Source organism: Acinetobacter sp. AOR14_HL, from assembly GCF_027855175.1.
GTDB lineage: Bacteria > Pseudomonadota > Gammaproteobacteria > Pseudomonadales > Moraxellaceae > Acinetobacter > Acinetobacter calcoaceticus.
Genome location: NZ_JAKTII010000011.1, coordinates 29,937 through 45,185, shown reverse-complemented (window position 1 = coordinate 45,185; position 15,249 = coordinate 29,937). Strand labels below are relative to the sequence as shown.

Sequence of the window (15,249 nt, the reverse complement as noted above, 5' to 3'; positions counted from 1 at the left end):
CTTTGCTACCACTGTATCATTCGATTTATAAAAAGACACACAAAGCTGTTAGGAATAGACTGGATTTATCCTGAACACTGCCTTAACAATAAATAAAAATTAGAAATATAAAATATTTATTCAGTGAGGAGTAAACCTGATGGATCATAAAGTAGAGGAAGAAAAAGTCGATCAAACTTTAAGTTGGCGTGAAAAAATAGCGGTTGAAGAACATGAAAAGCTGTCACCCCGTCTGGTCTATGAAATTATCCGTCGTGATGGTGCCGAGGAACTGGATCGCCCGACGGCTGCGCTGATCTTTTCAGGGATTGCCGCAGGTTTGGTCATCAGTTTTTCATTTGTATTTAAAGCGATTATTGCTTCTTATCTCCCGACTGATGCGATCTGGACCGATTTAATTACTAATATCGGTTATACCATTGGGTTCCTGATCGCTATTTTGGGTCACATGCAGCTCTTTACCGAGAATACCATCACCACAGTTGTACCTTTATTCAAGCCCTTTACCTTCGATAAATTACGAGCAGTAGGCCGCTTATGGGGGATTGTGATTCTATGCAATGTGATTGGAACAGGTTTAGCTAGTTTATTTTTCCTAACTACTCACCTGTTTACTCCCGGTATTGACCAAGCACTCGATGAGCTAGCCCATCATGTAGGTTCCTTTTCTGCAACCCAGAATATGCTCAAAGGTATTATGTCAGGGCTGTTAATTGCAGCATTGGTCTGGATGCTGCCTTCAGTCAGCAATAAGTTCCTGCTCATCTTTTTCATGACTTACCTGATAGGACTAGGTGACTTTACCCATGTAGTGGTTGGCTCTACCGAAATGTCCTATCTCGTCTGGCAAGGAGAGGCTTCCATTAATGAATATCTGTTTACTTTTCTAGTCCCAACCACCATTGGCAATATTATTGGTGGTACAGGCGTGTTCACGCTACTGATTTATGGTCAGGTGACTGAAGAACTGGAACAGCAGGATCATCGTTAGGTGTAGCTTGATACAACGAATAGGTTATTACTGTTCTTGCTGCCATCTACGTTGTTGCAAGCGCTCACCTTCAACTTCACGCTTGTTTCTCGCAGACTCGTAGAGTTTGGTTCCCTTTAACTCAGGCGGCAAATAGTCTTGCAGCACAAAGTGCTCAGGATAATCGTGAGGATAGAGATAATTAATTCCATAACCCTGTTGCTTCATGAGCTTGGTTGGTGCATTTCTTAAGTGTAAAGGCACAGGTAAATTTGCAGTCTTATCAGCAAGTTCCAAGGCCTTATTAATCGCTAAATAAGTACTATTACTTTTTGCACTTGTCGCTAAATAAACCGCCGTTTGGCCCAGAATAATTCGAGCTTCAGGCATACCTACCGCTTGTACTGAACGAAAGCACTCACCTGCAAGCAATAGCGCATTTGGGTTAGAATTTCCAATGTCTTCCGAGGCTGCAATCAACATACGTCTAGCAATAAAAACTGGATCTTCTCCGCCTTTGAGCATACGTGCCATCCAATACAGGGTTGCATCTGGATCACTGCCCCGAATCGATTTAATGAAGGCAGAAACTAAATCGTAATGCTGTTCCCCAGATTTGTCATAACGTGCAATATTTTGCTGTGCTACTTTCACCACAACCGCATTAGTAATGGTATTTTCAATCTCTGGTTCAAATGTACTGGCAATCAGATCAAGTAAATTAAGCGCTTTGCGGGCATCTCCTGCAGCGAATTGAATGAGAGCATCGTATTCTTCAATATGAATATAGCGTTCTTTTAAAAATTTATCGGCTTGAAGCGCACTATTAATGAGAGTCTGGATCGCTTCACTGTCTAGACTGTTTAAGGTATAAACCTGACAGCGTGATAAAAGCGCACTATTCACCTCAAAAGACGGGTTCTCGGTGGTCGCTCCAACTAAGGTAATTTTACCTTTTTCAACTGCACCCAATAAAGCATCTTGCTGCGATTTATTAAAACGATGAATTTCATCAATAAAAACCACAGGTGTCAGTAAATCACCACTTTCTGCAATGACTTCACGTAATTCTTTTACACCCGTATTCAGCGCAGATAAGCTCACAAATGGGCGGTCTATCGCCTGAGCTAACAGCAAAGCAATTGTGGTTTTACCAACTCCCGGTGGCCCCCAAAAAATAATAGAAGGTAAATGACCCTGATCAATCATTTGACGCAGGGGTGCATTCTCACCTAATAAATGATCTTGCCCAATAATTTCAGACAAGTCTCTCGGGCGTAGGCGTTCGGGAAGTGGGATATGGGTGTCTGACATTTCAAATAGCTTTATCGTCTTTTATCTATAGTCTATTGTGTCTCACAGAAATCTACAATTTGAATCTATGAGACACGGCCTTTATTTACAGGCGGTTTTATCGCCTTAAGATGCTTTCTTAGTCAGCTTAAGTAAGCGTGCCTTTGAACCATCTTCAATGACCCAAATTGAACCGTCTTGTGCTTCATGCAAACCACGAATACGTTGCTTCATATCTAGTCTTTGCACTTCTTTCACAGGTTTATGCTGTAAATCCACAACAATAATCGCTTCGGAAGATAACCCTCCAATTAAAGCCTTGTTTTGCCATGCCGGAAATTGCTGACCACGATAAATGATCAAACTCGACGGAGAGATTACAGGAGTCCAGTCAATTTCAGGTGCTTTAAATTCTGGACGAGTATGATGATCTGGAATAGGTTGGCCCGAATAATGGTCTCCATTTGAAACGATTGGATAACCATAATTTTCGCCTTTTTTAATAATATTGAGCTCATCACCGCCTTTCGGGCCCATTTCAACGACCCATAGCTGCCCTTGAGGGTCAAACGCCATTCCTAACGGATTACGGTGTCCAAGCGACCATATTTCAGCAGTTACCCCGCCTTGCTGATAAAAAGGATTACCTACAGATGCCGAGCCGTCATCATTTAAACGCAAGATTTTGCCCAAGTTGCTTTTCATGTTTTGAGCAGGATCAAACTTTTGTCTTTCACCTGAACTCACCCAAAGTTTTCTATCTGCCCCAAAAACCATGCGATGTCCGTAATGGCCTTGTCCTGAAACTTTGGGTACTTGCTGCCAGATCTGCTTCACATCTGTAAGTTTAGGTTGATTGGGGTTGGACAAATCTAATTTTGCACGTGAAATGACTGCTCCATAACCACCTTGTCCTTTGGTTGCATAGCTCAGATAAATCCAGTAGTTCTTCGCAAAGTTGGGATGTAAAGCTACATCACCCAAACCACCTTGCCCGCCATAACTCACTGGAGGTACTCCTGAAACATCCAGCATTTGCTTATTTTTAGGATTAAAAATTTTTAATTTACCTTGGCGCTCCGTCACTAATAAACGCTGATCTGGCAAACTTGCTATTGCCCAAGGCTCATCAAAATGTGCAACTGTTTCAACCTGATAAAATTGTTTGACTGAATTAGACTGTTCTGTTTTAACAGAGGTGTTTTGTTCAAGATTTTTTGAATTGGTATTATTAGAACCACAAGCCATTAATAAAAAAAAGCTACTACATAATAACGGGGCTGCTAGTCGTCTCATCATTTTTATCTCCTTTTGTTTTTATTGTTATATAACGGAGATGAGCAAAAAATTTACGATAAAAGTGTTACTTTATTATACGCTGTAATTAGAAATGCCATGCCGATCTGTTTAACGTACCCAACGTACAACATAATCTTCAAGATCATCTTCATGGACATCAACTTCAGAAATACAACGTCCTGCAACCGACTTTTTCGCATTCATCACGCTTTGTCGAGAACCCGTATTTAAATAGTGCCAAGAAGGTAAATTTTTACCTTCATTCAAGCGTTTATAGGCACAGCTTGATGGCAACCAGTGAATTGTTTTTAAAGACTCTGGGGTTAATTGCAAACAGTCAGGCACTTGTTGCTGACGATTAGAATAGTCCGAGCAACGACCGGTACTGCAATCAAGTAACTTACAAGCCACTTTGGTGTACGCGACTTCATGCGTATCTTCATCTTCTAGCTTTACCAGACAGCATAAACCACACCCGTCACATAAAGCCTCCCACTCAATCTGAGTCAGTTGCTCAAGCGTGTAATTTTTCCAAAACAATGGACGAAGTGAGGTCTCGGTAGACATAATTTTTTAGCAGCAGATGAGATAAAACAGTATCTAAGTATAGCATTGAAGTGATCTGTACGAAAAAAGAAGCTGTATTCCTAACATCACAAAATGATTGTTTAATATACATTTCAACCACATAAACGACACATTCGGTGCAAAAAACACCCTATATAGTTAAAGGACAATGAAAAATAAGTAGGAGGACAGCATATGTTCCGTTGGGCAATAATTTTTGCAGTGATTGCACTCATTGCCAGTCTATTAGGGTTTGGTGGTGTTGCAGGGTTATCTAAAGACTTTGCCGTGATTTTATTAGTTATAGCTGTAATTCTTGCTGTAATTGGGTTCATTTCGCGAGGCAGGACTTAATTTAATCATGACCATATATAAAAAAGAAGGAACCAGTTTCCTTCTTTTTTATTGCAAAAAATTTTCTAACTTTTTCTTTTGATGTAGATTCTTACATAGTTATTTATATTACTTTATTTTTTTATGCTTTAATCAAGCGTGTTTAAATCTCTTTAAATTTCAGGATTAAGGTTATGAGTACAGCAATTAAAACCCGTGAAATTCAATATACTGCACCAGATGGCAGCCATTTAATTGGTTACTTTGCTGCTCCAGATAGTGAAACACCTGTTGCGGGTGTGATTGTTGCTCCTGAATGGTGGGGCCGTAACGAATATACCGAACAACGTGCGCGTGAGCTTGCTGAACATGGTTATGCTGCGCTTGCAATTGACATGTATGGTGATAAAAAAGTCACAACTACTGCAGCTCAAGCCTATGAATGGATGATGCAGACATTTGAAGAATTAGACACTGTCACTACTCGTGCAAATGCTGGACTTCAGACTCTTGCAGCCCAACCAGAAGTAAACGGTGAAAAACTTGCAGCTGTTGGCTTTTGTTATGGCGGGAAAGTGGTATTGGACCTTGCTCGCTCAGGCGCTCCACTAAAAGCAGTTGCAACATTCCATGGCACGCTAACACCTAAAGCACCTGCTCAAAAAGGCAACATTCAAGGTGAAATTTTAGTTCTTCATGGTGAATTAGACAGTATGGTCACCTTAGAAGATGTTGCTAATTTTGAAAAAGAGATGCAAGCTGCTGAGGTGAAACACGAGGTAGTGGTTTTAGAAGGTGCTAAACATGGCTTTAGTAACCCGCTTGCAGATGAAAGAGCTAAAGCGAACGGTGTAGACCTTGGCTACAATAGCGAAGCGGAAAAACAAGGCCTTGCTAAAATGTACGCTTTATTAGAACGTACTTTAAAATAAAAGAAGCGAATTTGGAGCAAATTGTTTATTTGCATTTGCTCCCTTAAATGTTTATGACTTTGCAATATTTTTACTGTATTTTTTAAACCATACTTCAATAACTATACTCCCGTTGAGCTAGAGCAAAGCCTAGTCTTATTTCCCGCACTCGGGGTTTAATGGAATAACATGAGAGGATACAACAATGACTGACAAGAAATGTCCGTATTGCGAATTTGATGAATATGACATCATTGATAAGAATGAATTTGCTGTAATTTTACCTGATTCTAATCCGCTATCTAAAGGCCACTGTGTGGTAACACCACTACGCCATGTTCGTTCTTTTTTTGACATTACGTCTAAAGAGCATCAAGGCCTGCTTACACTTCTTGAAATTGCACGCCACGAAACGCAGCTTCGCCATCAACCAGACGGTTTCAATATTAGCTTCAATGATGGCGAAGTGTTCGGACAAAACTCAGATCATTTCCACATTCATGTCATTCCTTACTACAAAAACCAGCCGTTGAAACTTGATCAGCGTTGGGGCGTACAAAAGGATTAATCCTTTTTATACATGAAACAGAGATTGCTCATTATCAGGTAATCTCTGTTTTAACATACTCTTGCTGTTCGCCTGCTTTAAACAAAATTTCATCTAAATTTCAGCTATAATTTAACTCTTACTTTTCTTCTTTAGCTGTTCATGCCCGACTTTTCTTTTTCTGATGCCCTCTTAAACTGGTTCGATCAACATGGTCGTCATGATTTGCCGTGGCAAGTCGCAGATGATCCATACAAAGTCTGGGTTTCGGAAATTATGTTGCAGCAGACCCAAGTTAAAACGGTTCTGCAATATTTTGACCGCTTTATGGAGCGCTTCCCGACTGTAGAAGCTTTAGGTCATGCAACTTGGGATGAAGTAGCACCTTATTGGGCAGGTCTGGGTTATTACGCTCGTGCTCGTAATTTGCACAAGGCCGCAGGTCTTGTAACTCAGCAGGGAAAATTTCCTGAAACGCTAGAAGAATGGATTGCTCTACCCGGCATTGGCCGCTCTACCGCAGGTGCGCTCATGTCTTTGGGTTTACGTCAGTATGGCGTCATTATGGATGGCAACGTAAAACGTGTCTTAGCCCGTTTCTTTGCTATTGAAGATGATTTAAGTAAACCCCAACATGAACGTGAAATGTGGAAACTCGCTGAAGCGCTTTGCCCAACCCAGCGTAACCATGATTACACTCAAGCAATTATGGACCTAGGTGCGACCATTTGTACGCCTAAAAAACCACTCTGTTTATATTGCCCAATGCAAGCTCACTGCCAAGCTTACCAACAAGGCTTAGAACAAGAACTCCCATTTAAAAAACCTAAAAAAACACCACCCGTTAGAACAGCAGATGTTCTTATCATCCAATGCGAAGATGAATGGTTCTGGCAACAACGACAATCTCATGGTTTATGGGGTGGTTTATTCTGTTTACCCATTTTAGAAATTGAACACGAACGTCTTAGCTTAAGTCAGCAATTTAAATTGCAACCTCAACCGCAAACCTTTCAGATCAGTCATAGTTTCACTCATTTTACATGGTTACTTAATGCTCACACGTTCCACGTGGAACCTGATCAAAAAGAACATCTGGCAATTGAACTCGAAGGACAATGGCTTAGTCCAGAACAAGCTGTTGCCAAGGGCGTTCCAACAGCGATGAAAAAATTGATCTCGACAAGCCGTTCATGACATATTGAGTAAAATAATTTTGATATGGCAGTGACAGGGAGTATTTTGTGCGACGTTTTGTTTCTCATTTCTCACTTGGCTTTTTAATTATTCTTTTGGCTGCCTGTGCCAGTGCACCTAAAAAACCAGCCCCACTCTCACCCGATCAAGTCAGCAAGCTTAAAAGTATGCAACTTGCAAATCGACTTCCTGTGCCTGTAAAAGGTGTCGACCGAGATGAGTTAAAAGATACGTGGGGAGCTGCACGCAGTCAGGGCCGTAGTCATGAAGGAATTGATATTTTGGCTCCACGTGGAACCAAAGTGTACAGTACAACCGAAGGGCTTGTGGCAGATCTTCGCAATAACAATCTCGGTGGCAAAGTCATTTGGATTTTAGGTCCAGCAGGAACATGGCATTATTATGCTCACCTTGATGGCCACAAACGTGGACTAAATGTCGGTGACTATGTCAAAAAAGGGGATCTGATCGGCTATGTCGGCAACACGGGCAATGCACGTTATACTTCACCTCATTTGCATTATGGTCTTTATCTAGATGGTAAAGGACGTGGTGCTATTAACCCTTATTCTTATTTACGCTAGGAACATTGTATGTCGGAAGCGCTGATCAATCGCTTAGTAGAGTTTGCCGAGTCAGGCAATCAGCAAAAGATCATTTTAAATGGCAATAGCTATCAAGGCTGGATCATGGAAATCAGCGACGATGCCCTGCTAATCAGTACCGGTTTTTCAGATAAAGTGGGCAAAGACTTTTGGCTAAAGTTTGAAGACTTAACTCAAGCTGAACTGTATTATTGGGATACGCGCCCAAATGAATGGGTGTTATTTAAACTTTAAAATTCTAAGATAAATATAAGGAGCATCATCATGAAAACTCAACGCTGCGGATGGTGTTCCACTGATCCCCTCTACATTGCCTATCATGATGAAGAATGGGGCAAACCAGAACATGATGAAGCACGATTATTTGAAATGCTTTGTCTGGAAGGTCAACAAGCTGGCTTATCTTGGATAACCGTACTCAAAAAAAGAGAGAGTTACCGAGAGCACTTCTTTAATCACCCAATTGCAGATATCGCTTCATTCACAGATGACTTTTTAGAACTAAAATTATCAGATGCGGGTTTAATTCGCCACTTAGGCAAACTTAAAGCAATTCGTGATAATGCAATTGCTTGGCAAGCACTCAAAGCACAAGTCGGTGATGTCACTACATGGCTTTGGCAATTTGTAGATGCGGCCCCACAACAAAACGATGTTGTAGATTATCGTCAGGCACCAGCACAAACCGAACTCAGCGTAAAACTTTCCAAAACACTCAAAAAGAATGGCTTCAAATTCGTTGGTCCAACTACCTGTTATGCTTTTATGCAAGCAGTAGGCATGGTCAATGATCATGAAAACAATTGTCAATTTAAAGCTTCATAACCCACCATAACGGTTCAAATCCGCTTAAGGAGTTTCCGATGAGCAATAATACAATTCAAGCTTATGCCGCTATGCAGGCAGGTGAAAAACTGGTTCCTTACCAATTTGATGCAGGTGAATTACAACCGCATCAGGTTGAAGTAAAAGTTGAATACTGTGGTTTATGCCATTCTGATATTTCTGTTTTGAACAATGAGTGGCGTTCAACTGTGTACCCTGTTGTTGCAGGCCATGAAATTATTGGACGAATTGTTGCTTTAGGCTCAGAAGCCAAAGGTTTACAAATCGGGCAACGTGTGGGCATCGGCTGGACAGCGGAGAGCTGCCAAGCATGTGATGAATGTATTGGTGGTCAGCAAGTCCTTTGTACCGGCGAAAATGTTGCAACAATTGTCGGGCATGCCGGTGGCTTTGCCGATAAAGTACGTGCAGGCTGGCAGTGGGCTATTCCCCTCCCTGAAGATTTAGACGCTGAAAGTGCAGGTCCTTTACTTTGTGGCGGAATTACCGTTTTTGACCCGCTACTCAAACACAAAATTCAAGCAACGCATCATGTTGGTGTAATTGGCATTGGTGGTTTAGGCCATATAGCCATTAAGCTACTTAAAGCGTGGGGCTGTGAAATCACGGCATTCAGTTCCAACCCTGATAAAACTGAAGAGCTCAAAGCAATGGGCGCCGATCATGTGGTGAATAGCCGCGATACAGAGGCTGTAAAAGCTCAAAAAGGTAAATTCGATTTATTGCTGAGTACCGTAAATGTGACTCTAAATTGGCCTGCTTTTATTGCAACACTGGCACCAAACGGAACCTTACATTTCTTAGGCCTTACGCTTGAACCCGTTCCTGTTTCTGTAGGTTCACTTATTGGTGGTGCTAAGTCAGTAACAGGCTCCCCTACAGGTTCACCTGCTGCACTGCGACAACTGTTAAAGTTTGCTGCACGCAAAAAAATTGCCCCTCAAATTGAGCTGTTTCCAATGTCAGAGCTTAATGAAGCAATTGAACGTTTACACTCAGGTCAGGCACGTTATCGAATTGTGCTTAAAGCAGACTTTGCAGAATAAAACTAATTTACTGTTTTCATCTGTTGTCGCGACCATTCCGCCAAGTCACTAATTGCTTGGCGGACATCTGCTGTTAATTCATGACCCGCGTTTAACCGAATGAAATGCCGATAACGTTCATCTTCACCAAAAACATGACCGGGAACCACAGTAATTCCCTGGGCTTTCGCAGTGTAATACAGCGCTAATGTATCGACGCCCTTAGGTAACTGTATCCAGAGTGCATAGCCGCCTTCTGGTTGACTCAATGCGATTGGAATTCCTTCAAAGGCTCTTAAAATACAGCTGCGGTATTGCTCAACTTGCCGCATCAGATTTGGTCGTAGCTGCTCTAAATGCTCTCGATAACCACGGCTATAAATAAAATCAGCTAAGCCTAATTGTAGCGGTGTATTTACGCCAATATTGCTTGCCAGCAGCTCAAGTCTTAAATGCTGTAGCTTTGCACTTAGACAAAACCACCCTACCCGATATGCGCTCGACAGTGACTTAGAAACCGACCCACACCAAATGACATAGCCCTCACGGTCCCAATAGCGAATCGGCAGCGGGCGTTCATTACTGTAACCACATTCACCAAAAATATCGTCTTCAATAATAAAGCACTGATACTTTGCAGCTAATTCAGCAATCTTTTGTTTTTCTGAATTACTTAAACAATATCCTAAAGGATTTTGATAATTGGCTGTCATGAGGCAAACCTTTGCCAAACCCTGCTGCATTAATGACTCTAAACGCTCAAGATCAATGCCACGATGATGCGCAGGAATTTCAATAATCTGCCGTTTTAAACTGGCTAAAAGCTGTAGCTGCCCATTGAAAGTAGGTGTCGGAATCAAAATACTATCCCCTACTTCTGTTAGATGCTGAATGACTAACGACAAAGCGGGGATGCAACCATTGGTAATGAAAATATCTTCTGCTGCGATAAAAATGCCATCTTCACGCCAATGATCAGAAAGCGCTTTTCTTAATTGCTCATGTCCTTGTTTATTACAGTAGAGAAAGTCTTGTGGCTGACAATTTTTTAAAGCACGTTGAATAGAACGGCGTAAGCCTTCTACTGGAATAAAATGTGGCGTCAACTGGATCGAACCCAACGGTACGAGATGGCTTTGTAAGGCGGCCTCTTGAATTTGGTTATGCAACTCCAGATTTGAGACTTGCCGAGGTAAAGACAAAAAATCGGGGCTATCAGGAATAGGACTAGATTGGGTTCTGGCAACCACAAAGTAACCCGATTTCGGCTTTACATAAATGAGCCCCCTTGCCTCAAGCAATTCATAGCAACTTTTTGCCGTGCTTAAGCTAATAGTGTGCTGACGAGCAAAATCTCGTAAAGAAATCAGCTTCTGATGGGGCTTGAGCTCATCTTGATAAATACGATGTGCTAATTGATTGGCAAGAACCTGATATTGGAAAGTCATTCTGTGCTGCTTTTTTAAAAATTTCTGTATCTGTACTGGTTTATAGAACACCTTTACGCTATATAAATCAACTCAAAGAGTAGCAAGATCATGAAATTAAAAGCTATATTGTTATTTGCTATTGTTTTAGCAGGTTGCCAACCACAACCAAAAAACGAACAGTACAGACATACAGTTTGCCAAAGTCTGATTGAGGGTTATTTAAAAATGACCAATCAACAAGACTACAAATTGGAGCAGCGCACTGATGATGAGGCCAGTACGATTTCTCATTATCAATATAAGCGTAATAGCTCAAATGAAGTTGTGATGGTGAACTCGACCTATTCCAAATTATATTTTAGTTGCCGCCAACAGCAAAAAAGCTATTTTCTGGCACAGCATTCATCAGAAGGACAAACCACTCCACTTCTAGAGGTTCATTTTCCAACGGATGGCTATGCTACTTTTAGAGAGCGTTTTTAAAACCATCTTTTAACTGTTCTGCCAAAAACTCAATGAATAAACGGATTCGTTTTGGTAGATGCTCTTGTTGATAATACACAGCATGGATGCTTTGATATTGATGTTCAATTTGATCTTCAAATAATGCAATCAATCGCCCTTCTTCAATATCTTTCCAAACTTCAAATTCAGATAGCCGTGCAATACCATGCCCTCTAATGGTGAGTTGACGTACTGTCTCTCCACTAGAAGCTTTAATGTTTGCTTGCGCAAAAAAATATTCATCGCCAACTTTAATCGGCCAGCTATTAATATAGGCAGGTCTGGTAAAACCAATCAGATCATGTTGTTCGAGTTCTTCTGGTTGTGTTGGAGTGCCCTTAATCGCCAAATATTCCGGGCTCGCCACAATAAATAAGCGACTTTTACAAACTAGTTTGGCATGTAGGCTCGAATCATTAAGCTCCCCAAATCGAAATGCCACATCCGTTTTATGTTGTAACAAGTCAATCACCTGATCATTGCTATTTAACTCAATTTCAATATCTGGATAGCACTCACGAAACTTATGCATTAATGGTGCAATCACGTGTAAAACAAACGGAGTAGCTGAATCAATACGAATGAGTCCCGCAGTACCCTGATCAGATTTTTGCAGTTCTTCTTCAGCAGCATTTAGCTCATTTAAGATTTTACGGGCCTTTACCAGAAACTGCTGCCCTTCTTGAGTCAGTTTTAACTTACGTGTCGTTCGCTCTAACAAGGTCACATCTAACTTAGTCTCTAAGCGTGTTAAAGAGCGGCTTACTCCTGAAGGTGTTTGTTTTAAATGCTCTGCTGCGGCTACAAATGAACCTGTATCAATAATTGTGATAAAGGCAACAAGTTCTTCAATTGTTGATTTCATGGCTTATTCTATTATTGACTAATCATCAAAGATATTTTGCTTATTCATCTATTTTTTCGCAACAATAATCCGAGCAAAATGCACCTCAAGTTAAACAATTATTTAAATTCAGGTGAACACATGAATATCCCACGTTTTGGTCTAGGAACTTTCCGTCTAAAAGAGCAAGCGGTGATTGATTCTGTTAAAAATGCTTTAGATGTAGGTTACCGTGCAATTGATACTGCTCAAATTTATGACAATGAAGCAGCGATTGGTCAAGCCATTGCCGAAAGCGGCATATCACGTCAGGATTTATTTTTAACCACAAAAATCTGGGTAGATAATTTTACTCAAGATAAATTTATTCCAAGCTTAAAAGAGAGCTTACAAAAACTTCGTACTGACCATGTCGATTTAACGTTGATTCACTGGCCAGCACCGGACTTAGGCGTTTCGATTCCTGAAATCATGCAGCTTTTACTTGAGGCAAAGCAACAAGGCCTGACTAAACAAATTGGTATCTCAAACTTCAATATTGAGCTTACCCAACAAGCAATTGACACAATTGGTGCAGAACATATTGCAACTAATCAGATTGAGCTAAGCCCTTATCTTCAAAACCACAAACTTGTGAACTTCTTACAAGAGAAGAATATTGATGTCACTTCATATATGACGCTTGCGTACGGCAAAGTGCTTCAAGACCCTGTTTTAGCTGAAATTGCAGCAGCTCATCAAGCAACAACAGCACAAATTGCACTGGCATGGGCATTGCAACGTGGTTTTGCAGTCATTCCATCTTCGACTAAACGTGAAAACCTGATGAGCAATTTAAAAGCACAGGATATCGAGTTAACTTCAGCTGAAATGCAACTGATTGCCGAACTTGATCGTAACAGTCGTGAAGTTAGCCCAGAGCCATGGGCACCAGTTTGGGACTAAACTCATGAACACTCAATCAAATACGGCGTTCTCGTTATTGGCATTGGCAATCGGTGCCTTTGCCATTGGCACCACTGAATTCTCACCAATGGGATTATTGCCGAATATCGCTAATGATTTAGGGATTTCAATTCCAACAGCCGGAATGTTAATTACGGGCTATGCACTTGGCGTAATGCTAGGTTCCCCGTTCATGACCCTGTGGTTCGGTGGTTTTGCACGACGTAATGCGCTTATTTTCCTTATGGCGATCTTTACAGTAGGTAACCTGCTTGCAGCGTTTTCACCAAACTATATGAGCTTATTAGGTGCTCGTCTCATCACAAGCTTGAACCACGGTGCGTTCTTCGGGATAGGTTCAGTTGTAGCAGCAAGCATTGTGCCCGCACATAAACAAGCCAGTGCTGTAGCAACCATGTTTATGGGCCTAACCATTGCCAATATTGGTGGTGTGCCTTTGGCAACATGGGTTGGGCAAAACATTGGATGGCGTATGTCTTTCCTTGCTATTTCGTTGCTTGGTGTGATTACCATGCTCGCTTTATGGAAAGCCCTCCCACAAGGTATGGTTGCCCAAAAACCAAATGTGAAAGCTGAGTTGAAAGTGTTAACGCGCACTCCTGTAATACTTGCCTTGCTCACCACCGTACTCGGTGCGGGTGCAATGTTTACGCTCTATACCTATATTGCGCCAAGTTTGACTGAGTTTACCCATGCTTCACCTACCTTCATTACTTTTATGCTGATGCTGATTGGTGTCGGTTTCTCAATTGGTAACCATTTAGGTGGACGTTTTGCAGATTTGTCCATCAACAAAACCCTGATTGGTTTCTTGGTTCTGTTGATTGTGATGATGGTGACTTTTCCAATCCTTGCACAAAGTCAGATTGGGGCAGCCATTGCTTTAGTGATCTGGGGTGCAGCAACCTTTGCTTTAGTGCCTCCATTACAAATGCGTGTAATGTCCGTCGCTCACGAAGCACCAGGCCTTGCCTCTTCAGTAAATATCGGTGCGTTTAACCTAGGTAACGCAGTAGGAGCAGCAGCAGGCGCATTAGTACTCGATTTAGGTTGGGGTTATAGCGCAGTATCATTTGCTGGTGCATTACTGGCGGGGTTAGCGTTGTTATTGGTTTTATTCCAAATCAAACGCGAGAGCAGTCCTGCCCAAGCGTTACAGCAGTGTTCAGATTAATAAAAAAAGCGCCTGATTTCAGGCGCTTTTTTTAAACTTATTTATTTTAAAATATCTGGTAGTTTCGGTTGTTCATAAATCGGACTGGTCACTTCGCGCTTCATTTTAAGCAACATCTGGTAAGGCTGCTGTTGAACAAACATATTCACAAAACTTAATGGAATTGCACCAGCAGGATCAGCATAACCACTGGTGGTTACTTTCACCTTATTATTTGCAAGTTTCTGGAATGTCCAGTCCCCTTCATAGCGTGTTAAGCGCACCACATCGGGTTGTATCGGATAATTTCCGCTAATTGCAGTATTTTTAATTGTCACAACGCCATTTGCAGCCTTGCTCATTTTTCCTTTTACAACGACATCACGATCTTTCAAAGGAAATGGAAAATCCAACACCATATACAGTGTGAACTCACCTTTTTTCTCATCTTGAGACAACATTTCAACTTTGCCCATATAAGGCACCCACTGATCGGCACGATTCACATCTAAAATCACGGCGACAGCGCGTTCGAGTGGCACATCAAATGTCGTTTCTGCTTTATATTGAAAGACTGGATTATCAGTTTTCTGATAGGTCCAGACTTTAATATTATTGCGGTCTAAGCTTAATTTAGCTTTTTCTGTAGAAGCAGCCCCCGTCCAGAGGCTACTTAAACAAAGAAGAGTGGTCAGGGCAATTTGTTTTTTATTCATGTTCTGCTCTATCTTTTTTTTCTCGCTACACATGGAATACGTA

The 15,249-nt window shown here is 41.4% G+C and carries 18 protein-coding genes; 12 read left to right on the top strand and 6 right to left on the bottom strand.

Annotation, left to right across the window (positions count from 1 at the left end; genetic code table 11):
• Positions 1-139 precede the first annotated feature (139 nt).
• On the top strand, positions 140-991 hold the full coding sequence (locus tag MKL38_RS10365) for a formate/nitrite transporter family protein (RefSeq protein ID WP_080028040.1): 852 nt from the start codon (positions 140-142) through the stop codon (positions 989-991).
• 27 nt (positions 992-1,018) lie between these two features.
• Here the strand turns inward: MKL38_RS10365 and MKL38_RS10360 are convergent, their stop codons facing one another.
• The 3 genes from MKL38_RS10360 to MKL38_RS10350 form a co-directional block, all read right to left on the bottom strand.
• Positions 1,019-2,284: a replication-associated recombination protein A gene (locus tag MKL38_RS10360; RefSeq protein ID WP_004640157.1), complete on the bottom strand. Its 1,266-nt coding sequence runs from the start codon at positions 2,282-2,284 to the stop codon at positions 1,019-1,021.
• A 105-nt stretch (positions 2,285-2,389) separates the two neighbouring features.
• Positions 2,390-3,562: a PQQ-dependent sugar dehydrogenase gene (locus MKL38_RS10355; protein WP_270903210.1), complete on the bottom strand. Its 1,173-nt coding sequence runs from the start codon at positions 3,560-3,562 to the stop codon at positions 2,390-2,392.
• Positions 3,563-3,670: 108 nt separating this feature from the next.
• Complete coding sequence (locus MKL38_RS10350; RefSeq protein WP_198078336.1) at positions 3,671-4,129, bottom strand: YcgN family cysteine cluster protein; 459 nt, start codon at positions 4,127-4,129, stop codon at positions 3,671-3,673.
• A 195-nt stretch (positions 4,130-4,324) separates the two neighbouring features.
• Here MKL38_RS10350 and MKL38_RS10345 point away from each other — a divergent pair, with 195 nt between their 5' ends.
• The 8 genes from MKL38_RS10345 (at position 4,325) to ahr (ending at position 9,614) form a co-directional block, all read left to right on the top strand.
• The gene (locus MKL38_RS10345) at positions 4,325-4,483 is read left to right on the top strand and encodes a DUF1328 domain-containing protein (RefSeq protein ID WP_000490267.1); all 159 of its coding nucleotides are present in this window, start codon (positions 4,325-4,327) and stop codon (positions 4,481-4,483) included.
• A 173-nt stretch (positions 4,484-4,656) separates the two neighbouring features.
• On the top strand, positions 4,657-5,394 hold the full coding sequence (locus tag MKL38_RS10340; RefSeq protein WP_080028042.1) for a dienelactone hydrolase family protein: 738 nt from the start codon (positions 4,657-4,659) through the stop codon (positions 5,392-5,394).
• Between the two features lie 184 nt (positions 5,395-5,578).
• Positions 5,579-5,941: an HIT family protein gene (locus MKL38_RS10335; protein ID WP_004640165.1), complete on the top strand. Its 363-nt coding sequence runs from the start codon at positions 5,579-5,581 to the stop codon at positions 5,939-5,941.
• Positions 5,942-6,082: 141 nt separating this feature from the next.
• Positions 6,083-7,117, top strand: a complete 1,035-nt coding sequence (gene mutY, locus MKL38_RS10330; RefSeq protein ID WP_151744746.1) for an A/G-specific adenine glycosylase — start codon at positions 6,083-6,085, stop codon at positions 7,115-7,117.
• A gap of 47 nt (positions 7,118-7,164) precedes the next feature.
• Positions 7,165-7,701 carry a M23 family metallopeptidase gene (locus tag MKL38_RS10325; protein ID WP_045434027.1) on the top strand — a complete coding sequence of 179 codons (537 nt, stop codon included), beginning with the start codon at positions 7,165-7,167 and terminating at the stop codon, positions 7,699-7,701.
• 9 nt (positions 7,702-7,710) lie between these two features.
• Positions 7,711-7,956 carry a hypothetical protein gene (locus MKL38_RS10320; protein WP_001287364.1) on the top strand — a complete coding sequence of 82 codons (246 nt, stop codon included), beginning with the start codon at positions 7,711-7,713 and terminating at the stop codon, positions 7,954-7,956.
• A 30-nt stretch (positions 7,957-7,986) separates the two neighbouring features.
• Positions 7,987-8,547 (top strand): DNA-3-methyladenine glycosylase I, encoded by a 561-nt coding sequence (locus tag MKL38_RS10315; protein WP_270903209.1) that lies wholly within the window; start codon positions 7,987-7,989, stop codon positions 8,545-8,547.
• 38 nt (positions 8,548-8,585) lie between these two features.
• Positions 8,586-9,614: an NADPH-dependent aldehyde reductase Ahr gene (gene ahr / locus MKL38_RS10310; RefSeq protein ID WP_005037824.1), complete on the top strand. Its 1,029-nt coding sequence runs from the start codon at positions 8,586-8,588 to the stop codon at positions 9,612-9,614.
• Positions 9,615-9,616: 2 nt separating this feature from the next.
• Here ahr and MKL38_RS10305 read toward each other — a convergent pair whose 3' ends face one another.
• Entirely contained in the window at positions 9,617-11,041 is a 1,425-nt protein-coding gene (locus MKL38_RS10305; protein WP_270903208.1) for an aminotransferase-like domain-containing protein, read from the bottom strand.
• A gap of 90 nt (positions 11,042-11,131) precedes the next feature.
• Between MKL38_RS10305 and MKL38_RS10295 the strand changes: the two genes are divergently transcribed.
• Positions 11,132-11,506 carry a hypothetical protein gene (locus MKL38_RS10295; RefSeq protein ID WP_270903207.1) on the top strand — a complete coding sequence of 125 codons (375 nt, stop codon included), beginning with the start codon at positions 11,132-11,134 and terminating at the stop codon, positions 11,504-11,506.
• Here MKL38_RS10295 and MKL38_RS10290 read toward each other — a convergent pair.
• On the bottom strand, positions 11,490-12,392 hold the full coding sequence (locus MKL38_RS10290) for a LysR family transcriptional regulator (protein ID WP_209734514.1): 903 nt from the start codon (positions 12,390-12,392) through the stop codon (positions 11,490-11,492). The two genes, MKL38_RS10295 and MKL38_RS10290, sit on opposite strands and share 17 nt — an antisense overlap.
• Before the next feature lie 120 nt (positions 12,393-12,512).
• Between MKL38_RS10290 and dkgB the strand changes: the two genes are divergently transcribed.
• Positions 12,513-13,316 (top strand): 2,5-didehydrogluconate reductase DkgB, encoded by an 804-nt coding sequence (dkgB, locus tag MKL38_RS10285; RefSeq protein ID WP_270903206.1) that lies wholly within the window; start codon positions 12,513-12,515, stop codon positions 13,314-13,316.
• A gap of 4 nt (positions 13,317-13,320) precedes the next feature.
• A complete protein-coding gene (locus MKL38_RS10280) occupies positions 13,321-14,511 on the top strand; it encodes an MFS transporter (protein WP_270903205.1) in 1,191 nt (396 codons plus the stop codon).
• A 41-nt stretch (positions 14,512-14,552) separates the two neighbouring features.
• On the opposite strand, the gene MKL38_RS10275 is transcribed toward MKL38_RS10280, so the two are convergent.
• Positions 14,553-15,206 carry an START domain-containing protein gene (locus MKL38_RS10275; RefSeq protein WP_005037811.1) on the bottom strand — a complete coding sequence of 218 codons (654 nt, stop codon included), beginning with the start codon at positions 15,204-15,206 and terminating at the stop codon, positions 14,553-14,555.
• Positions 15,207-15,249: the final 43 nt, after the last annotated feature.